Consider the following 17,852-nt stretch of genomic DNA (forward strand, 5'->3'; position numbering starts at 1 on the left):
CGGGCCTCTCCGGACTCCGTAGCCTGAGAACGGTGCACCACTCCGATGTCGAAATCGCGATCCACGCAACAGAACTCGCGTCGCAGGTGATCCGGTCGTCGTTCCACGCACCCGTCACCCGCTACGCCAAAGAGGGCGACGACTTCGCCACCCAGACCGACCTGGCCGCCGAACGCGCGATCCTCGAGGTCCTCGCCGCGGCCTGTCCGCACGACCGGTTCGTCGCCGAGGAGTCCGGCACCACGGGATCGCCGGGCAGCGACCGCACCTGGTTCGTCGACCCGCTCTGCGGCACAAGGAACTTCGCGGTCGGCACACAGCTCGTCGCGGTGAATGTCGCCTTGCGCATCGGGGACACTGTCCGCGCCGCGGCCGTCGGCGCCCCGTTCACCGGCGAGGTGTTCTGGACCTCGGGCGAGAACGCGTACCGCCGCCACGACGGCTCCGACACCGTCCTGCGCCCCGACGCGGGCACCCGCCTGATCGACATCGACCTCGACAACCCGCTGCCGTGGTCCAGACCCACTCGCCTGCTCGACAGCGTCGCCGCCGACTTCCACCCGCGTGTGCTGTCCACCTCGCTCGCCCTGGTCTGGGTCGCCGCGGGCAGACGCGCCGCCTATGTCACCGGCGGCGACCTGCGCGACAACGTCCACTTCACCAGTGCGGTGGAAATCTGCCGCGCGGCGGGCTGCGTCGTCACCGGAATCGCAGGTCAACCACTACATTCCGCGCCGCACGGACTCATCGCCGCCGCCGATGCCGACACCCACGCCCGCCTCGTCGGCGCGATGCTCGCCCTGCGCTGAAAGGGGCCTTCACAGGCGTGGTACCGGCACGTCTCAGACTTTCCTCAAAAACGCTGGGTAGCGTCCTGGCCGAGGCACCGTGGCCTGCGTCGTGTGGCGCCGGTACCGTGCCGTTGGCGCCCACAGGGCGAAAACTGTTGACCCGACGCAAAGGACGAGTGGATGAAGCTTCGTAGGACCGGACGTGTGGCGATCGCAGGCCTGGCCGTGGTCGCCGCATTGGGAATGAGTGCGTGCAGTGACGACAAGGGCGACAAGCCCGCCGCCAAGTCCACGACCAGTGCTCCGGCCACGACCACGGCCGCTGCCGCGGACCTGCCCCCCGTGCCGACGGTGGAGGAGCTCAACGCCCAGCTCAACACGGCGCTGGACCCCTCGGTGCCCAACGAGCAGAAGCTGGACTTCGTGCAGGGCGGCGAGGCCGATCCCGAGCTGCCGAACCGCCTGGCCGTCGCCGCCCGCGACGCCGGTGCCCAGGTGCAGGTCACCGAGGTGACGTCGTTCGGTGACAGTGTGAACGCCAAGGCGAACTTCACCGTCAACGGCCAGACCAATGTGGTCGACGTGCCGTTCGTCGCCGAGGACGGCAAGTGGAAGGTCCAGAAGTCGTGGGCCTGCACCATGCTCACCAACCTTGGCCAGCAGTCGGTCGCCTGCGCCTGATAGCGCCACGTGAAGCCCCGGTCGCGTTGCGGCCGGGGCTTTCGCCTGTTTTCAGCCGGTGCGCAGGGCCGCGCGGTCCGGATGATCCCAGCGCACCGTCCAGGTAGCGGTCTCGGGATGTTCAGCGTCGTGGTCGCGTAGCGCGGGCAGGGTCCACTGGTGCTCGGGTGGGGTGCGGCGCAGTGCCGCCTGCTCGCTGAGCTCGAGCCGCACGGACAGGTCGACGTCGAGTCCGCGGCCGAGCAGCATCGGCCCGGCCACGAACAGCACGAGATCGGCCGGAGCCGTCCGGATACCCGCCCGCGCCGACCGGTCGCCTGCCTCGTCCCAGAGCGCGGGCAGCCAGCGCCCTACGGTCCGCAGCGGAACCAGGATCTCCCGGCGTATCGCGTCGTAGTCGAACCATGCTGTGCGATAAGACCATTCGTCGGTTCGGCCGTACTCCATGCGCAGCGATGCGGGCCGGACGAAGGCGTGCAGTGACACCACCTCGGCCGACCGGCCCTGCCCGGCCAGGGTGTCGGCGACCAACTGGGCGAAGGCGACCGGTTCGGCGGCATCGGCGGCGTCGACTGCAACCACCCGGCGACCGGGCAGCTCGGATATCCGCTCGGCGACCAGGCGGGCCAGGGTGGCGGGGGAGACGGGGGTGAACGACGGCACCACCCCATTTCAGCAAATTCCCGCCTCGCGCCGCCGAGCCGGACAAACCGTGCGGTCCGCGTAGCGATAATCTCGTCCGCATGGCGACAATCGAAGAGGCGCTCGAGGTCGAGCGGCTGGAACGCGACATCTTCCGTGGGGCGGCCACGGAATCCCAGCTGACGCGGACCTTCGGCGGTCAGGTCGCGGGCCGGGCGCTGGTCTCGGCGGTGCGCACCGTCGACCCCGCCTACCAGGTGCATTCGCTGCACGGCTACTTCCTTCGCCCGGGCAACCCGGAAGCACCCACCGTCTACCAGGTGGAACGCATCCGCGACGGGCGTTCGTTCTGCACCCGCCGGGTCACCGGTGTGCAGGACGGCGAGGCGATCTTCACCATGGCCGCCTCTTTCCACCGCGGCGACGTCGGTCCGGAGCACCAGGACGTGATGCCGGTGGTCGAGGGCCCCGAGAACCTCCCCGACGCCAAGACCACGCTGAGCCCGGAACGGTTGTGGGCCATGCGTGAATGGGAGCACTGGGACATCCGCACCGTCCCTCAGGACCAGGTCGCCCGCCGCGAAGGCACCGTCTCCCCGCAGCAGGTGTGGTTCCGCTACCGCAACGCGCTGCCCGACGACCCGCTGTTCCACGTGTGCACCCTCGCCTACATGAGCGATATGACGCTGCTCGGTTCGTCGAAGGTGACCCACCCCGGTGAACCGACCCAGGACGCCTCGCTCGATCACGCGATGTGGTTCCTGCGTCCCTTCCGCGCCGACGAATGGCTGCTCTACGACCAGTCCTCGCCGTCGGCGGGCTTCGGCCGCGCCCTCACCGGTGGCCGGATCTGGGATCGCGAGGGCAATCTCGTCGCCGCCGTGGTGCAGGAAGGCCTCATCCGCACGCCGCGTGAGGCGTGAGCGCGCCCACACCGGCCGGGCTCGTAAGCTCAGCGGCTGTGAACGCAACATCCACGCCGACGATCGGTGTCCTCGCGCTCCAGGGTGACGTGCGCGAACACGTGGCCGCGCTGCGCCACTGCGGCGCCGCACCGGTGCTGGTGCGCCGCGAGGCCGAGCTGGCCGCCGTCGACGGGCTGGTGCTGCCCGGCGGCGAGTCGACCGCCATCTCCAAGCTGCTGCAGGCCTTCGACCTGCTCGAACCATTGCGCGCGCGGCTGCGCGACGGCCTGCCCGCGTTCGGGTCGTGCGCGGGCATGATCCTGCTCGCCTCCGAGGTGCTCGACACCCGGCCCGACGCCCAGCATCTGTCCGGCATCGATATGACGGTGCGCCGCAACGCTTTCGGCCGCCAGGTCGACTCGTTCGAGACCGACCTGGAGTTCACCGGCCTCGACACGCCCGTGCGCGCGGTGTTCATCCGCGCGCCGTGGGTGGAGCGGGTCGGTGACGGCGTCGAGGTGCTGGCGCGGGTGCCGCACGGCCCGGCGCAGGGCCGGATCGTGGCCGCCAGGCAGGGCAATGTCGTGGCGACCTCGTTCCATCCCGAGGTCACGGGTGATCTTCGGGTGCACGAGCTGTTCGTCGACCTCGTGCGCAAGGCGGGGTGAACCTCCGCGTCCACCGGCGTGGCGGGCACGAGTAGGCTGGTTCGAGCTTGTCCGCCCGGGCAGACGCGCAACCGACCTGAAGGAAGTAGGGCATGAGCGGCCACTCCAAATGGGCCACCACCAAGCACAAGAAGGCGGGAATCGACGCCAAGCGCGGCAAACTCTTCGCCAAGCTGATCAAGAACATCGAGGTGGCGGCTCGCACGGGTGGCAGTGACCCGGCGGGCAACCCGACGCTGTACGACGCCATCCAGAAGGCCAAGAAGTCGTCGGTCCCCAACGACAACATCGAGCGCGCCCGCAAGCGTGGCGGCGGCGAGGAAGCCGGCGGCGCCGACTGGCAGACCATCATGTACGAGGGCTACGGGCCCAACGGTGTCGCCGTGCTGATCGAGTGCCTCACCGACAACCGCAACCGCGCCGCCGGTGAGGTGCGCGTCGCGATGACCCGTAACGGTGGCAACATGGCCGACCCGGGTTCGGTGTCCTACCTGTTCGCCCGCAAGGGTGTGGTGACTCTCGAGAAGAACGGCCTCACCGAGGACGACGTCCTCGACGCAGTCCTCGATGCCGGCGCCGAAGAGGTCAACGACCACGGCGAGGCCTTCGAGATCATCAGCGAGCCCGGCGATCTGATCGCCGTGCGAACCGCGCTGCAGGCCAAGGGCATCGACTACGACTCGGCCGAGTCCGGTTTCCAGGCGTCGGTGTCGGTGGCGGTCGACGCCGAAGGTGCCCGCAAGGTGCTCAAGCTGATCGACGCCCTCGAAGACAGCGACGACGTGCAGAACGTGTACACCAACGTCGACATCTCCGACGAGGTCGCCGCCGAGCTCGACGACGAATAGATCTTCCCCCGCGTACCGCCCCGCCCGTGAATTCGGCTGGGGCGGTTCGTGTTTCTACTCCCGGTAGTGGTCGGCCAGTGCCGGGTAGTAGTCGGCGAAGTCGGGTCGTTCGGTGTTGGTACAGGCCGCGACGAACATGTCGGCGTAGTATTCCCAGCCCGGGCCGATCTGCGAGGTCTCGGCCAGCTGGTACTCGGAGGTGAGGTGGTGGACCAGGCGCACCTGGGTGGCGGTGCCGGTGTCGAGCAGGGTCACCTCCATGCGCCACAGCCCGATCTGATCGGCCGAGGACACAGCCAGACGCACCGGCGGGGTGCAGTCGTCGATGCGCATCTCGGTCCAGGGCTGCCCGTCCTCGAACCGCAACTGCACCTGGATCATGTTCCCGGCGCCGGGTTCCCCCTCCCAGGTGCCGTACCAGCCCGCGGTCAGGTCGGGATCGGTCAACCGTCCCCACACCTGCTCGATCGGTAAGGCCAGTGACCGGGTGATCACCAGGTCGCGCCCGTCTTCGGTCGGTACGATCTCGCCGGTCGGCATCGGCATGACGCGGTTCTCCCTCGCTCGAACGCCTCGGACAACAGGTCGACCTCGACGGTACGCCGCCCCCGATGAGCTAGCGGGGATATCGGCGTGACCAGCACAATGTCGGTATGACCCGGATCGAGGCGGTACGCGGAGACATCACCGAACAGCACGTGGACGCGGTCGTGAACGCCGCGAACTCCTCGCTGCTCGGCGGTGGCGGAGTCGACGGCGCGATCCACCGCAAAGGTGGGCCAGAGATACTGTCGGCGTGCCGCGATCTGCGTGCCTCCCGGTACGGCAAGGGCCTGCCGACCGGGCAGGCGGTCGCCACGACAGCAGGACGGCTACCCGCCCGCTGGGTGATCCACACCGTCGGCCCGGTCTGGTCGGCGACCGAGGACCGCTCGACCCTGCTGGCCGCCTGCTACCGCGAATCCCTGCGGGTGGCAGACGAATTGGGCGCTCACACGGTGGCGTTCCCGGCGATCTCCACCGGCATCTACGGCTGGCCGATGGACGACGGCGCCCGCATTGCCGTGGAAACAGTGCGCGCCACCGATACAGCGGTCGAGGAGGTGCGTTTCGTACTGTTCGATGACCGCGCCCTCGCCGCATTCACGGCCGCGCTGTCGACGAGCTGAGTGCGGGCAGCTGAGCGGCTGCTAGGGATGTATCCGTGGATGCCGCCGGACGGTATCCGCGCGTGAAAGTCTCTGTGCCGCAGGCAGGCTGGGTCTACTGCGTGACTCTGCCTGATTCGAAGCCGTCGAGGATCAGGTCGACTGAAGACCGGAACGTGTCGGACCCGGCTGCCACACTGGCGCGCATGACGGAAAATGCTCTGCCGTTTCGGGTGCGGATCCCGGTGCGAGTGTCCGATCTCGACCTGCAACAACACGTGACGGGTGCGGCCTATCAGCAGTTCGCCGACCACGCGCGGTTCGCGTGCGTAGGTGCGGCCGGTGTGTCGGTTGCCGACATGCTGGCCGACGGCATCGGGCCGGTGAATCTCGAACTCACCGTGCGTTACCTGCGCGAGCTGCGCGCCGGCGACACCGTCGAGGTCGACTGCCGCTGGGAGTGGGGGACCGGCAAGACCTATCGGGTCGAACACGAACTGCGCCGCGACGACGGCGAACTCGCCGCCACCGTGTCGTACCTGAGCGGCATGCTCGACCTGACCGAGCGCAAACTCCTGCACGAACCGAGGCGCATCTGGGCCGAACGGGCGAGCGAGCCCGCATTACTCGGCCTGCCCTGAGCGCGGCGACCGGCTCGTGTCGCTGGTCGGGCAGTGTGCCGCAATGCTTTAGACTTTCGAACAACTGTTCGTGTCTTCGAAGGGGCTGCCGGTGCGGGTGATGGGCGTCGATCCCGGGCTCACCCGGTGCGGGCTCAGCATGGTGGACAGCGGTCCCGGCCGTAAGGTCGTCGCTCTCGATGTGGGCGTGGTGCGGACACCGCCGGAGGCCGAGCTGGCTCTGCGGTTGATGGCGGTGGCCGACGCCGCCGAGGAGTGGATGGACACCCATCGCCCCGAGGCGGTGGCGATCGAGCGGGTGTTCGCGCAGCACAATGTGCGTACCGCCATGGGAACCGCGCAGGCCGGTGGGGTGATCGCGCTGGCAGCGGCGCGGCGCGGCATCCGGGTGGCATTCCATACCCCCAGCGAGGTGAAAGCCGCTGTCACGGGCAATGGTTCGGCCGACAAGGCGCAGGTCACCGCCATGGTGACCAGAATCCTGGGCCTGCAGGTCGCACCGAAACCGGCCGATGCCGCCGATGCGCTCGCCCTGGCGATCTGTCATTGTTGGCGGGCGCCGCTGCTCGACCGGATGGCGGCCGCACAGGCGAAGGCCGACGAGGTGCGTCGCCGCTACGAACAACGGCTCGCCGAACAACGGAAGGTGGTACGCGGGTGATCGCGTCGGTACGCGGTGAGGTCCTCGAGATCGCGCTCGACCATGTGGTGATCGAAGCCGCGGGCGTCGGCTACCGCCTCAACGCCACCCCCGCCACCCTCGGCGGCCTCACCCGAGGCGAGGAAACCCGCCTCTACACGGCCATGATCGTGCGCGAGGACTCGATGACGCTGTTCGGGTTCGCCGACACCGAAGCCCGCGACCTGTTCGGCCTCCTGCAGACCGTGTCCGGTGTCGGCCCACGCCTGGCCATGGCGGTCCTGGCCGTCCTCGAACCCGAGGCGCTGCGAAAAGCCTTGGCGGAGAGCAACGTCGCCGCCCTCACCCGGGTGCCCGGCATCGGTAAACGCGGCGCCGAACGCATGGTCGTCGAACTGCGCGACAAGGTGAACCTGGTGCCGGTTCCGGCCGGACCGCCCGGCGCCGAAACCACGGTCACCCCGGTACGCGAGCAGGTCGTCGAAGCGCTCATCGGCCTCGGTTTCCCGGCCAAGCAGGCCGAACAGGCCGTCGACACGGTCCTGGCCGACCAGCCCGCCGCCACCACCTCCGTGGCCCTGCGCGCCGCCCTCGGTCTGCTCGGCAAGAACAGGTAACCCATGGACGACGAGTTCGACACCGACGAATCCGCCCTCGCCGCCCGGTACCTCAGCACCGACGGCGACACCGAGACCGGCCTGCGCCCCACCTCGCTCGACGACTTCATCGGCCAGCCACGCGTGCGCGAACAGCTCGCCCTCGTCCTGCGCGGCGCCCGGCAACGCGGCGCCACCCCCGACCACGTCCTGCTGTCCGGGCCGCCCGGGCTCGGCAAGACCAGCATGGCGATGATCATCGCCGGCGAGCTCGGCACCGCCCTGCGCATCACCTCCGGGCCCGCCCTGGAACGCGCGGGCGACCTGGCCGCCATGCTGTCGAACCTGGTCGAAGGCGACGTGCTGTTCATCGACGAGATCCACCGCATGGCCCGCCCTGCCGAGGAAATGCTGTACCTGGCGATGGAGGACTTCCGGGTCGACGTGGTGGTCGGCAAAGGTCCCGGCGCCACCTCCATCCCACTCGACATCGCCCCGTTCACCCTGGTCGGGGCCACCACGCGTTCGGGCGCGCTCACCGGCCCGCTACGCGACCGGTTCGGCTTCACCGGCCACATGGACTTCTACGACCCCGACGAACTGCTGCAGATCCTGCTGCGCTCGGCCCGCATCCTCGGCGTCCACATCGAACACGACGCCGCCGCCGAAGTCGCCGGCCGCTCCCGAGGCACGCCGCGCATCGCCAACCGGCTGCTGCGCCGGGTACGCGACTTCGCCGAGGTCCGCGCCGACGGCCTCATCACCCGCGAGATCGCCCAGTCCGCCCTCGAGGTCTACGACGTCGACGTACTCGGCCTCGACCGACTCGACCGGGCCGTGCTCGGTGCGCTGGTGCGCGGTTTCGGTGGGGGACCGGTCGGGGTGTCGACGCTGGCGGTCGCCGTCGGCGAAGAAGCCGCGACGGTGGAAGAGGTGTGCGAACCGTTCCTGGTGCGCGCCGGACTCGTCGCCCGCACCCCGCGCGGACGGGTCGCGACCGCCGCCGCCTGGGAGCATCTGGGCCTGGTGCCACCACCGGATCTGGTCTTCGGCGCCATCGAAGTGCGTGGGCGCGAACCACAACCGAGCCTCGACCTGTTCGACCGGTAGCGGCGCCTACCGGACGGGCGCGTCGCCGATACGTCGTCTAATGTCGGCTGGGTGGCAGTCCATGCGGTGGTCCAACGCGTCCCCGAACCGTTACGCTCCCTGTTGCTCCAGCACCGGGAGCTGCTGAAGTTCGCCATGGTCGGCGCCGTCACCTGGTTCATCGACACCGGCGTGGTGTACGCGGTGAAACTCACCGTGCTCGGCGACAAGCCGCTCACCGCGCGTCTGCTCGGCGCGTTGATCGCGACCATCGCCTCCTACATCCTCAACCGCGAATGGTCCTTCCGCACCCGTGGTGGCAGGCAGCGCAGCCACGAGGCGGCCCTGTTCTTCACGGTCAGCGCCCTGGGCATCGTGGTCACCATGATCCCGCAGGCGCTGTCGCTCTACGTGCTGAATCTGCGTGTGCCGCACGTTGATCCGATGGTGCAGATGGTCGCGAACTTCATCTCCGGCCAGATCCTCGGCGTGCTGCTGGCCATGGCGTTCCGCTTCTGGGCGTTCCGCCGCTACGTCTTCCCGGACGATCTCCGCGAAGCGGAACTGCACAGCATCCAGGGTTAATGTGACCGTTCGAGGTTTTCCAGGGCGGCGATGACCAGGTCGACGAAGGCGTCGACCTCTTCGCGGGAGTAACCACGCGTGCCGAGACGGCTGTCGGTGAAGCGGACACCGCGCACGTCGGCGGCGGTGAGGCTGCCGGGGCCGTTGTGGGCCAGGGTGGCCGCGACCAGGTCGAGGAAGGCGTCGACCTCCTCCTCGTGGTAGCCGCGGCGCCCGACCGCCGACTGGCTGAACCGCATGCGGTGCACATCGTCGGGCGTGAGCATCGCGGCGGGATCCTCGCCGGGGCGGGGCGCCGGGACCGGGGAGCCGCCCTTCTGGCGATGTTCCAGCTCGGTACGGACCCGGTCGAGGAAATCGTCGACCTGATCGGCCTGATAGCCGCGGCCACCGAAACGGGGCGCGCCGAAATGGACATGGCGGACGTCGTCGGCGGTGAGACCACCGTGTCCGTGCAGGGTCGCCGACACCTGCTCCAGGAAAGCGTCGACCTCGTCGGCGTGGTAGCCACGATGGCCGAGGGTGGGCATGGCGAAGTGGGTGCGGCTCACATCGTCGGGCGTCACAGCGGTCATTGTGTCAGGATTGCCCTTCTATCCCAGAGGTTTTCGACGGCAGCGCATCGCGACTGTACACCGGCGAAGCGGCCGGTCGCGGGGGACAGAATTATGTGTCATGCTGTAACACATACATCGGTGTGTGGAGGTTCGACGTGGCGCCTCAGCGGGATGCGGTCATCATCGGAGCGGGTTTCGGCGGCATGGGTGCCGCCATCGAACTCGACCGGCTGGGGCTGCGCGATTTCGTCGTTCTGGAACGCGAGGACGACCTCGGCGGTACCTGGCATGTGAACCGGTATCCGGGCCTCGCGGTGGACATCGCCTCGGTCACCTACTCCTATTCGTTCGAACCGAATCCGTACTGGAGCAGGTTGTTCGCGCCCGGCGCCGAGCTGAAGAAGTATGCCGAGCACGTCGCCGACAAATACGGGCTGCGTGGGCGGATGCGGTTCGGCACCGAGGTGGAAAGCGCCCGCTGGGACGACGAGAACGAACAATGGGTGGTGAGCATCGCGGGCGGCGAGCCCCTCACCGCGCGGTACCTGATCACCGCCACCGGCTTCCTTTCCCAGCCCTACACACCACCGTTCCCCGGCATCGAGTCATTCGCGGGCAAGATCATCCACTCCACCGACTGGGACGACGGCTACGACCTCACCGACCGCCGCGCCGCCGTGATCGGCACCGGTGCCACAGCGGTGCAGCTGGTCCCCGAGCTGGCCGCGCAGGTGGCGTCACTGACGGTCTTCCAGCGCACCCCCATCTGGGTGGTTCCCAAGATCGACGGGCCGATTCCCGCCGTGGTCCAGCGTGCGTTCGCGGCGGTCCCGCTCACTCAGAAGGCGGCGCGGCTGGCCAACACCGCCCTGCTCGAGGCGATCATGCTGGTCGGGGTGCTGCACTACAAGCAGGCCAAACCGCTCAACACCGCCGCCGCCCTGCTGGCCAAGGCGCACCTGTTCGCCCAGGTACGCGACGCGGACACCCGGGCCAAACTCACCCCGCACTACGACTTCGGTTGCAAACGGCCGACCTTCTCCAATGCCTACTTCGCGACCTTCAACCAGCCGCACGTGCGCCTGGAAACCGAGTCGATCGACCATGTCGAACCCGACGGCATCGTCACCGCCGACGGCCACAAGACGACCATCGACACCCTCGTCCTCGCGACCGGGTTCAACCTGTGGGACGCGAACTTCCCTGCCGTCGAGGTGATCGGTCGCGAGGGACGCAACCTCGGAAAGTTCTGGCGCGACAATCGCTTTCAGGCCTACGAGGGCATCACGGTGCCGAAGTTCCCGAACTTCCTTTCACTGAACAGCCCCTATTCCTACAGCGGGCTGTCGTACTTCACCACCATCGAGACCCAGATGAAGCACATGGGCAGGCTGTTCACCGAGCTGTTCCGGCGCGGGGAACACACCTTCGAGGTCACCGAGGAGGCCAACGCCCGCTTCCTCGACCGGGTGACCGCCGACCTCGATTCGTCGGTGTTCTACGGCGGCGACTGCTCCGGTGCGCGCAGTTACTACTTCAACCAGCACGGTGAGGCCGCGCTGCTTCGCCCCACCAGCACGCTGTCGGCGCACCGCGAGGCGGTCGGTTTCCCGCTCGACGACTACACCTACGGCCGCGGTGCGTGACCGGGGTTTCGCCGCGCGCGGCGGTGTCCGGTGTGTCGGCGCGGCGGGGAACTGGCAGACTGTCAGGCGTACCTGCACCGTCCACCACTGACTAGGGACTGACTTCGACGATGGACTTCCTGTTTCCGCTGCTGATCCTGGCCCTGCTCGTGCCGATGTTCTTCGGTATCCGCAAACAGAAGCGGGAGGCCGAGAAGGTCGCGAGCATGCAGGAGAGCCTGAAGGTCGGTGACCAGGTGGTCACCACGTCGGGCCTGTACGGCACCGTCGTCGATATCGACGATTCGACCGTCGACCTGGAGATCGCCGAGGACGTCGTCACCACCTGGCTGCGTCAGGCCATCCGTGAGGTGCGCATCGAGGAGCCGGTGGCCGCCGAGGCCGCCGACGCGACCGACGCCCCCGTCGAAGAGGCCGTCGATCAGACCGAGACCCGGCTGACCAAGGACTCCTGAGCAGTTCCCTTCCCCCGCCGGGCGACGTACGAGCGCGCCCGGCCGGGCACTGTTGTGCCCACCGATTCGGCCTCGACTTCCGCCTAGGAGATGACCTGCTGTGCCACCTTCCCAAGGATCGGCGCATCCGTTCCGGTTGCTCGGCGTCTACGCCGCGCTGCTGGCCGTGATCTACGCGCTGGTGTTCTTCACCGGTGACCATTCGCCCAAGCCCAAGCTCGGTATCGACCTGCAGGGCGGCACCCGCGTCACGCTGACCGCGCGTACCCCCGACGGCAACGAGCCGAGCCGCGAGAGCCTGCAGAAGGCGCAGGAGATCATCGAGAACCGTGTGAACGGTCTCGGCGTCTCGGGCTCCGAGGTGGTCATCGACGGCACCAACCTCGTGATCACGGTGCCGGGTGAGGAAAGCCAGCAGGCACGCGCCCTGGCCACCACCGCCAAGCTCTACATCCGTCCGGTGCTCGGCGCGACCCAGCCGCAGACCGGTGGCGCCGCACCGCAGCAACCGGTGCCCGGTGCGCCGTCCGCCGACCCGAACGCGCCCGGTCAGGCGCCCACCACCGGCGATCCGAACGCCCCGGCCACCGGCGACCCGGCGACCGGCGATCCCGCGACACCCGCGCCCGAGGCGACCACCCCGGCGCCGCAGTCGCGCGTGTTCCCGGCCCAGGCACCGCCGACGCCGACCCCGCCGCCCGCCGATCTCACGCCCGCCCAGCAGCAGGCCAAGGAGATCGCCGACGCCAAGGCACTGCGGCAGAGCACCGACCAGAACATGCAGCAGGTCGCGGTCATGAGCATGGACTGCGCCAAGCCCGACCCGCTCGCCGGTAACGACGACCCGGCCCTGCCGCTGGTCACCTGCTCACAGGACGGCACCGAGGTGTTCCTGCTCGGCCCGAGCCGCATCGACGGCCAGGAGATCGCCGACGCCACCTCGGGCTTCAACGCCCAGCAGGCCCGCCACGAGGTGAACCTCGAGTTCCGTTCCACCGGAACGGACGCCTGGGCCGCGCTCACCGGCGAGTACGTCAACAAGCGGGTCGCGTTCGTGCTCGACTCGAAGGTCGTGAGCGCCCCGCAGGTGCAGCAGGGCCCGCAGCTCGGCGGCAGCACCTCCATCTCGGGCAGCTTCACCGCCGACAGCGCGAGCGAGCTGGCCAACACCCTCAAGTACGGCTCGCTGCCGCTGTCGTTCACCACCTCCGAGGCGGAGACGGTGTCGGCCACGCTCGGCCTGGCCGCGCTCAAGGCCGGTCTGCTCGCCGGTGCGGTCGGTCTGCTCGCGGTGCTGCTGTACTGCCTGTTCGTGTACCGGATGCTCGGCTTCCTGGCCGGGTTCTCGCTGATCGCCGCCGGTTTCGCTGTGTACGGCATCATCGTGCTGCTCGGGCGCTGGATCGGGTTCACCCTCGACCTGGCCGGTATCGCCGGTCTGATCATCGGTATCGGTCTGACCGCCGACTCGTTCGTCGTGTTCTTCGAACGCATCAAGGACGAGATGCGCGAGGGCCGCAGCTTCCGTTCGGCCGTGCCGCGCGGCTGGGCCCGCGCGCAGCGGACCAACCTCTCGGGTAAGACGGTCAGCCTGATCGCCTCGGTCGTGCTGTACCTGCTCGCCGCCGGTCAGGTGAAGGGCTTCGCGTTCACCCTCGGTGTCACCACCGTGCTCGACGTGATCGTGCTCTACCTGGTCACCGCCCCGCTGCTGATGCTCGCCGCGCGCTCGCCGTTCTGGGCGAAGCCGTCGGTGAACGGCTTGGGTTCGGTGCAGCAGATCGCCAGGGAACGTGGCGCGGGCCAGGTCCGGCCGAAGGAGATGTCTCGATGAGAAATGCCGATCCGACGACTGAATCGCTGAACCTGGACAAGGCCGAGCCGACCGCGTCGCCGCAGCACGGGTTCTTCGAGCGCCTCTACACCGGCACCGGTGGCTTCCCGATCGTCAGCAGGCGCAAGTTCTTCTACACGATGTCGGCGGTGCTGCTGCTGATCTCGATTCTGAGCATCGCGGTGCGCGGGTTCACCCTCGGCATCGACTTCGAGGGCGGCTCGCGCATCCAGGTGCCCGCCCTCGCGAACGTCAGCACCCAGGACGTGGAAGACACCTACGCCGAAACCCTCGGGCACGGCCCGGTGACCGTGCAGGAGGTGGGTTCGGGTTCCGCCGCGACCATTCAGGTGCGCTCGGAGACTCTGGACAAGGACCAGACCGACCAGCTGACGACCTCGTTGCGCGCGATGCTGGAGAAGGAGTCCAAGACCTCCGTCGGTCTCGACGCCATCAGCATCGCCGAGATCAGCGAGACCTGGGGTGGCCAGATCACCCAGAAGGCGTTGATCGCGCTCGCGGTGTTCGTGGCGCTGACGATGATCTACATCGCCATCCGCTTCGAACGTGACATGTCGATCGCGGCGATCGTGTCGCTGTTCTTCAACCTCATCGTGACGGCGGGCATCTATTCGCTGGTCGGGTTCGAGGTGACCCCGGCCGCGGTGATCGGTCTGCTCACGATCCTCGGTTACGTGCTCTACGACAACGTGGTCGTCTTCGACAAGGTCGAGGAGAACACCCGCGGCGTCCTGCACCTGCACAAGCGCACCTACGCCGAACAGGCCAACCTGGCCGCCAACCAGACCCTGATGCGCTCGATCAGCACCACCGTCATCGGCATCCTGCCGATCATCGGCATGCTGGTGATCGCGGTGTGGATGCTCGGTGTCGGCACGCTGAAGGACCTCGCGCTGGTGCAGCTGGTCGGCATGATCGTCGGCGCCTACTCCTCGATCTTCCTCGCCGTTCCGGTGCTGGTGTCGATCAAGGAACGCTGGGGCCCGATCGCCGCGCACACCAAGAAGGTGCTCGACAAGCGTGCCGGTGGCGGCGCCGCGCGTGTGCCGGTGACGGCGGGAGCCCGCGCGGCGCGCGGTCCCCGACCCACCGACGCGGGTGCGCCGAGGCCCGGCGCGCGACCGAGCGGAAAGCGGCACAAGGGCAGGCACTGACGGCACGAGCAGGGGTCTCATCATGCGACGCAGCACGATTCGGCTGATCACCGTCCTCGCCGCGGCAGGTGTCGGCGCCGGTCTGGTGACCGGGTGTTCGACCAAGAACCAGGTGCCCTCGATCGGTTACGCCGTCGACGCGGCGGTCGCCAGCTACAACGGCGGCAGCACCCTCGGCGCGAGCAGCGGTGCGGCGGCGGTGTTCGGGCGCGTGCTCACCGGGTTCTTCTACACCGGACCCGATGGTCAGCAGGTCGCCGACACCGACGCGGGCACCGCCAAGGAGGTGCCGGGCGAGACCCAGACCGTGCAGTACCGGCTCAATCCCGACGGGGTGTACTCCGACGGGGTCGCGACCTCCTGTGACGATCTGGTGCTCGCCTGGTCGGCCCGGTCGGGCCGGTTCACCCGGCCGGGTGACCGCGGCCAGGCGCCGATGTTCGACGCCGCGAGCACCGACGGCTACGACGACATCGAGCGGGTGGACTGCCAGCCGGGGTCCAAGGACGCCACGGTGGTGTTCCGTCCCGGCAGGCACTACCTGCCGTGGCGCACCCTGTTCACCGCCGCCGAGTTGATGCCGGCCCACGTGGTGGCCCAGGCGGTCGGTGTGCCGAACGTGGTCGACGCGCTGCAGTCCGGTGACGGCGCGGTGATCGGCCGGATCGCCGACTTCTGGAACTCGGGCTGGACCATGGCACCGGGCGAACTGGATCTCACCAAGTTCCCGTCGTCGGGTCCGTACCGCATCGAATCCTTCACCGCGGGCGACGGTTTGGTGCTCGTCGCCAACGAGAAGTGGTGGGGATCGCCGCCCGAGACCAGCCGCATCGTGGTCTGGCCCAAGGGCACCGACTACGCGGCCAAAGCCAAGGAGAACGCGCTCGGCGTGGTCGATCTAGGCGCGGGCTCGGTGACCGACCTGGCCCTGGAGGGATTCGACGAGCAGACCGTCCCCGGCCGCGGCGCCGAACAGCTCGTGCTCGGCACGGGCGGGGTGTTCGCCCGGGTGGAGACGCGGCGTGCCTTCGCTCAGTGCGTCCCGCGCCAGGCCCTGTTCGACACCCTCGGCAAAGCCGGTGAGGTGCCCCCGAGTGGCCTCGGCTCGGGGACATTGAATTCGCGGGTGGTGCAACAGGATTCGCTGTACTACGGCGCCGTCTCCGGGTCCGGCGACCGCTACCGCGGCACCGATATCCCCGGTGCCACAGCGACACTCGCGTCGGCGGGTACCGCCCAGCCGACCATCCGGATCGGCTACCTGACCCCCGATGGCCGCCGGGCGAAGACCGTGGCGATGATCGCGGAGTCCTGCCGTGGCGCGGGCATCACCGTGGTCGACGCGGGCGCACCGGATTTCACGCCGGCCAAGCTCGGCGAGGGCGCGGTGGACGCGGTGCTCGGCAGTACGGCGGCGGTGCCGGGACCGGCCGGATCGGCGACCGGTGTCGTCGCGTTCGCCGCTTTGCGGGCGGGTAACGGGCTCGATGCGGGAGGTTTCGGGAACGCTCGCTACGATGCCATCACCGATCAGCTTGCGGGCGAGACCGATTCGACCGCGACGCTGAATCTGCTGACCGAGGCCGAGAACCTGCTGTGGGCGCAGCTGCCGAGCATCCCGTTGTTCGCCACTCCGCGCACCATCGCGTTCGGTAACGGCATGCAGAACGGGATCCCCGGGCCGACGCAGGCGGGTACCGGGTGGAATATGGATCGCTGGGTGTTGCAGCGGTGAGTCGTGGACGTGAGACAGAGGTGGCGATGAGTAAGCACGCGGTGGTCGAATCCGCCGATCAGGTCGGCGAACGGACCGCTAAGGCCGCCGACGCGGTCGCCCGGCTCACTCGCTGGCACGACGACTTCCCCACCCCCGGCGTGCGTTTCGCCGATCTCACCCCCGTCTTCGCCGATGCCGAGGGCTTCCGCGCGGTCATCGACTGCTTCGCCGCCGTCGCCACCGACGTGGACCTGGTCGCCGGGGTGGACGCGCGCGGCTTCCTGCTCGGCGCCGGGGTGGCCGCCACCCTCGGCACCGGTGTGCTGGCCATCCGCAAGGGCGGCAAGCTGCCCCCGCCGGTCGTCTCGCGCGAGTACCAGCTCGAATACGGCAGCGCCGCACTGGAGATCCCCGCCGACGGGGTGGAACTCGCGGGCAAGCGCATCCTGCTGCTCGACGACGTCCTCGCCACCGGCGGCACCCTCGCCGCGGCGGCGGGCCTGTTCACCGAGGTCGGTGCCGAGGTGGTCGCGGCGGCCGTCGTGCTGGAACTGGAGTTCCTGAAGGGCCGCGAGCACCAGGGTGACTACCCGGTGACCTCGATCGTCAAGCTCTAGGTTCGCGCCACATCGGCCACACCGACGGCCCGTCGGGCAGGCGCAGTTCGCCGGTGACGACGAAACCGAAACGCTCGTAGTAGGCGATGTTGTCGGTGTTGCTCGACTCGAGGTAGGCGGCGGTGCCCTCGGCGTCGCAGCGGTCGAGGCGTGAGCGGAGCAGCGCCCCGCCGTAACCACCACCACGCACGTCGGGGGCGGTGCCGATCACCGACAGGTACCAGTGCGGTCGGCTCGGATGGTGCTTCTTCAGCAGGTCGCCGACCGTCTTGCCCGCCAGGATCCGGCGGCCGAACGCGCGCCACAGCCCCGGCATGGCACGCAGGTCGGCGCCGAAGGAACCGTATGGTCCCGGCGGTGCCCACAGGGTCGCACCGCCGATGGTGCCGTCGGGTCGGGTCGCGAGTTCACAGGCGCCGAGCGGGACGAAGTAGTGCCGGGCCATCGCACCGAAGAAAAAGGGCAGGCCGGCGGCCCGGCGCTGGGTGTCCGGCAGGATCCAACTCATCACCGGGTCGTGCTGGAACGCCGAGGCCAACGTTTCGGCGAGCGCCCCCACGTCGGCCTGTTTCGCCGCGCGCACTGTGGTCAACACATCTGTCACCTTCCACTGACGG

21 protein-coding genes are annotated in these 17,852 nt (G+C 68.9%); 17 read left to right on the forward strand and 4 right to left on the reverse strand.

Annotated elements, in window-relative coordinates; genetic code table 11:
- Positions 1-32 precede the first annotated feature (32 nt).
- Positions 33-809 (forward strand): inositol monophosphatase family protein, encoded by a 777-nt coding sequence (locus LDL21_RS15175; protein ID WP_225280569.1) that lies wholly within the window; start codon positions 33-35, stop codon positions 807-809.
- A 162-nt stretch (positions 810-971) separates the two neighbouring features.
- Complete coding sequence (locus LDL21_RS15180; RefSeq protein WP_067636177.1) at positions 972-1,472, forward strand: WKL family lipoprotein; 501 nt, start codon at positions 972-974, stop codon at positions 1,470-1,472.
- Positions 1,473-1,523: 51 nt separating this feature from the next.
- Here the strand turns inward: LDL21_RS15180 and LDL21_RS15185 are convergent, their stop codons facing one another.
- The gene (locus LDL21_RS15185; protein WP_225280570.1) at positions 1,524-2,135 is read right to left on the reverse strand and encodes a nucleoside/nucleotide kinase family protein; all 612 of its coding nucleotides are present in this window, start codon (positions 2,133-2,135) and stop codon (positions 1,524-1,526) included.
- An 80-nt stretch (positions 2,136-2,215) separates the two neighbouring features.
- Between LDL21_RS15185 and LDL21_RS15190 the strand changes: the two genes are divergently transcribed.
- The 3 genes from LDL21_RS15190 to LDL21_RS15200 all read left to right on the forward strand — a co-directional run bounded on the left by LDL21_RS15190 (position 2,216) and on the right by LDL21_RS15200 (position 4,535).
- Positions 2,216-3,037, forward strand: coding sequence for an acyl-CoA thioesterase (locus LDL21_RS15190; RefSeq protein WP_225280571.1), 822 nt, complete (start codon positions 2,216-2,218; stop codon positions 3,035-3,037).
- Positions 3,038-3,075: 38 nt separating this feature from the next.
- The gene (gene pdxT, locus LDL21_RS15195) at positions 3,076-3,687 is read left to right on the forward strand and encodes a pyridoxal 5'-phosphate synthase glutaminase subunit PdxT (protein ID WP_225280572.1); all 612 of its coding nucleotides are present in this window, start codon (positions 3,076-3,078) and stop codon (positions 3,685-3,687) included.
- 92 nt (positions 3,688-3,779) lie between these two features.
- On the forward strand, positions 3,780-4,535 hold the full coding sequence (locus LDL21_RS15200; protein ID WP_225280573.1) for a YebC/PmpR family DNA-binding transcriptional regulator: 756 nt from the start codon (positions 3,780-3,782) through the stop codon (positions 4,533-4,535).
- Positions 4,536-4,589: 54 nt separating this feature from the next.
- On the opposite strand, the gene LDL21_RS15205 is transcribed toward LDL21_RS15200, so the two are convergent.
- On the reverse strand, positions 4,590-5,081 hold the full coding sequence (locus tag LDL21_RS15205; protein ID WP_225280574.1) for an SRPBCC domain-containing protein: 492 nt from the start codon (positions 5,079-5,081) through the stop codon (positions 4,590-4,592).
- 107 nt (positions 5,082-5,188) lie between these two features.
- Here LDL21_RS15205 and LDL21_RS15210 point away from each other — a divergent pair, with 107 nt between their 5' ends.
- The 6 genes from LDL21_RS15210 to LDL21_RS15235 all read left to right on the forward strand — a co-directional run bounded on the left by LDL21_RS15210 (position 5,189) and on the right by LDL21_RS15235 (position 9,234).
- Positions 5,189-5,704 carry an O-acetyl-ADP-ribose deacetylase gene (locus tag LDL21_RS15210; RefSeq protein WP_225280575.1) on the forward strand — a complete coding sequence of 172 codons (516 nt, stop codon included), beginning with the start codon at positions 5,189-5,191 and terminating at the stop codon, positions 5,702-5,704.
- A 185-nt stretch (positions 5,705-5,889) separates the two neighbouring features.
- On the forward strand, positions 5,890-6,324 hold the full coding sequence (locus tag LDL21_RS15215; protein WP_225280576.1) for an acyl-CoA thioesterase: 435 nt from the start codon (positions 5,890-5,892) through the stop codon (positions 6,322-6,324).
- A 91-nt stretch (positions 6,325-6,415) separates the two neighbouring features.
- Complete coding sequence (gene ruvC / locus LDL21_RS15220) at positions 6,416-6,985, forward strand: crossover junction endodeoxyribonuclease RuvC (RefSeq protein WP_067636642.1); 570 nt, start codon at positions 6,416-6,418, stop codon at positions 6,983-6,985.
- Entirely contained in the window at positions 6,982-7,581 is a 600-nt protein-coding gene (gene ruvA / locus LDL21_RS15225; protein WP_225280577.1) for a Holliday junction branch migration protein RuvA, read from the forward strand. The genes ruvC and ruvA overlap by 4 nt, the downstream gene beginning before the upstream one ends.
- A gap of 3 nt (positions 7,582-7,584) precedes the next feature.
- Positions 7,585-8,670 carry a Holliday junction branch migration DNA helicase RuvB gene (gene ruvB, locus LDL21_RS15230; RefSeq protein WP_225280578.1) on the forward strand — a complete coding sequence of 362 codons (1,086 nt, stop codon included), beginning with the start codon at positions 7,585-7,587 and terminating at the stop codon, positions 8,668-8,670.
- A 51-nt stretch (positions 8,671-8,721) separates the two neighbouring features.
- Positions 8,722-9,234 carry a GtrA family protein gene (locus LDL21_RS15235; RefSeq protein ID WP_166655711.1) on the forward strand — a complete coding sequence of 171 codons (513 nt, stop codon included), beginning with the start codon at positions 8,722-8,724 and terminating at the stop codon, positions 9,232-9,234.
- Here the strand turns inward: LDL21_RS15235 and LDL21_RS29960 are convergent.
- Positions 9,231-9,809, reverse strand: coding sequence for a DivIVA domain-containing protein (locus LDL21_RS29960; RefSeq protein ID WP_305082682.1), 579 nt, complete (start codon positions 9,807-9,809; stop codon positions 9,231-9,233). The genes LDL21_RS15235 and LDL21_RS29960 overlap by 4 nt on opposite strands.
- Positions 9,810-9,946: 137 nt before the next feature.
- Between LDL21_RS29960 and LDL21_RS15255 the strand changes: the two genes are divergently transcribed.
- The 6 genes from LDL21_RS15255 (at position 9,947) to LDL21_RS15280 (ending at position 17,235) form a co-directional block, all read left to right on the forward strand.
- Complete coding sequence (locus LDL21_RS15255) at positions 9,947-11,437, forward strand: flavin-containing monooxygenase (protein WP_225280579.1); 1,491 nt, start codon at positions 9,947-9,949, stop codon at positions 11,435-11,437.
- Between the two features lie 110 nt (positions 11,438-11,547).
- A complete protein-coding gene (gene yajC, locus LDL21_RS15260) occupies positions 11,548-11,892 on the forward strand; it encodes a preprotein translocase subunit YajC (protein ID WP_225280580.1) in 345 nt (114 codons plus the stop codon).
- Between the two features lie 100 nt (positions 11,893-11,992).
- On the forward strand, positions 11,993-13,726 hold the full coding sequence (gene secD / locus LDL21_RS15265) for a protein translocase subunit SecD (RefSeq protein ID WP_225280581.1): 1,734 nt from the start codon (positions 11,993-11,995) through the stop codon (positions 13,724-13,726).
- Positions 13,723-14,901 carry a protein translocase subunit SecF gene (secF, locus tag LDL21_RS15270; protein WP_225280582.1) on the forward strand — a complete coding sequence of 393 codons (1,179 nt, stop codon included), beginning with the start codon at positions 13,723-13,725 and terminating at the stop codon, positions 14,899-14,901. The genes secD and secF overlap by 4 nt, the downstream gene beginning before the upstream one ends.
- 22 nt (positions 14,902-14,923) lie before the next feature.
- Positions 14,924-16,636, forward strand: a complete 1,713-nt coding sequence (locus LDL21_RS15275; protein WP_225280583.1) for an ABC transporter substrate-binding protein — start codon at positions 14,924-14,926, stop codon at positions 16,634-16,636.
- A gap of 26 nt (positions 16,637-16,662) precedes the next feature.
- Positions 16,663-17,235: an adenine phosphoribosyltransferase gene (locus tag LDL21_RS15280; RefSeq protein ID WP_225280584.1), complete on the forward strand. Its 573-nt coding sequence runs from the start codon at positions 16,663-16,665 to the stop codon at positions 17,233-17,235.
- Here LDL21_RS15280 and LDL21_RS15285 read toward each other — a convergent pair.
- Positions 17,225-17,830, reverse strand: coding sequence for a GNAT family N-acetyltransferase (locus LDL21_RS15285; protein ID WP_225280585.1), 606 nt, complete (start codon positions 17,828-17,830; stop codon positions 17,225-17,227). The two genes, LDL21_RS15280 and LDL21_RS15285, sit on opposite strands and share 11 nt — an antisense overlap.
- Positions 17,831-17,852: the final 22 nt, after the last annotated feature.

The sequence above is a fragment of the Nocardia rosealba genome, from assembly GCF_020216065.1.
GTDB classification, from domain to species: domain Bacteria; phylum Actinomycetota; class Actinomycetes; order Mycobacteriales; family Mycobacteriaceae; genus Nocardia; species Nocardia rosealba.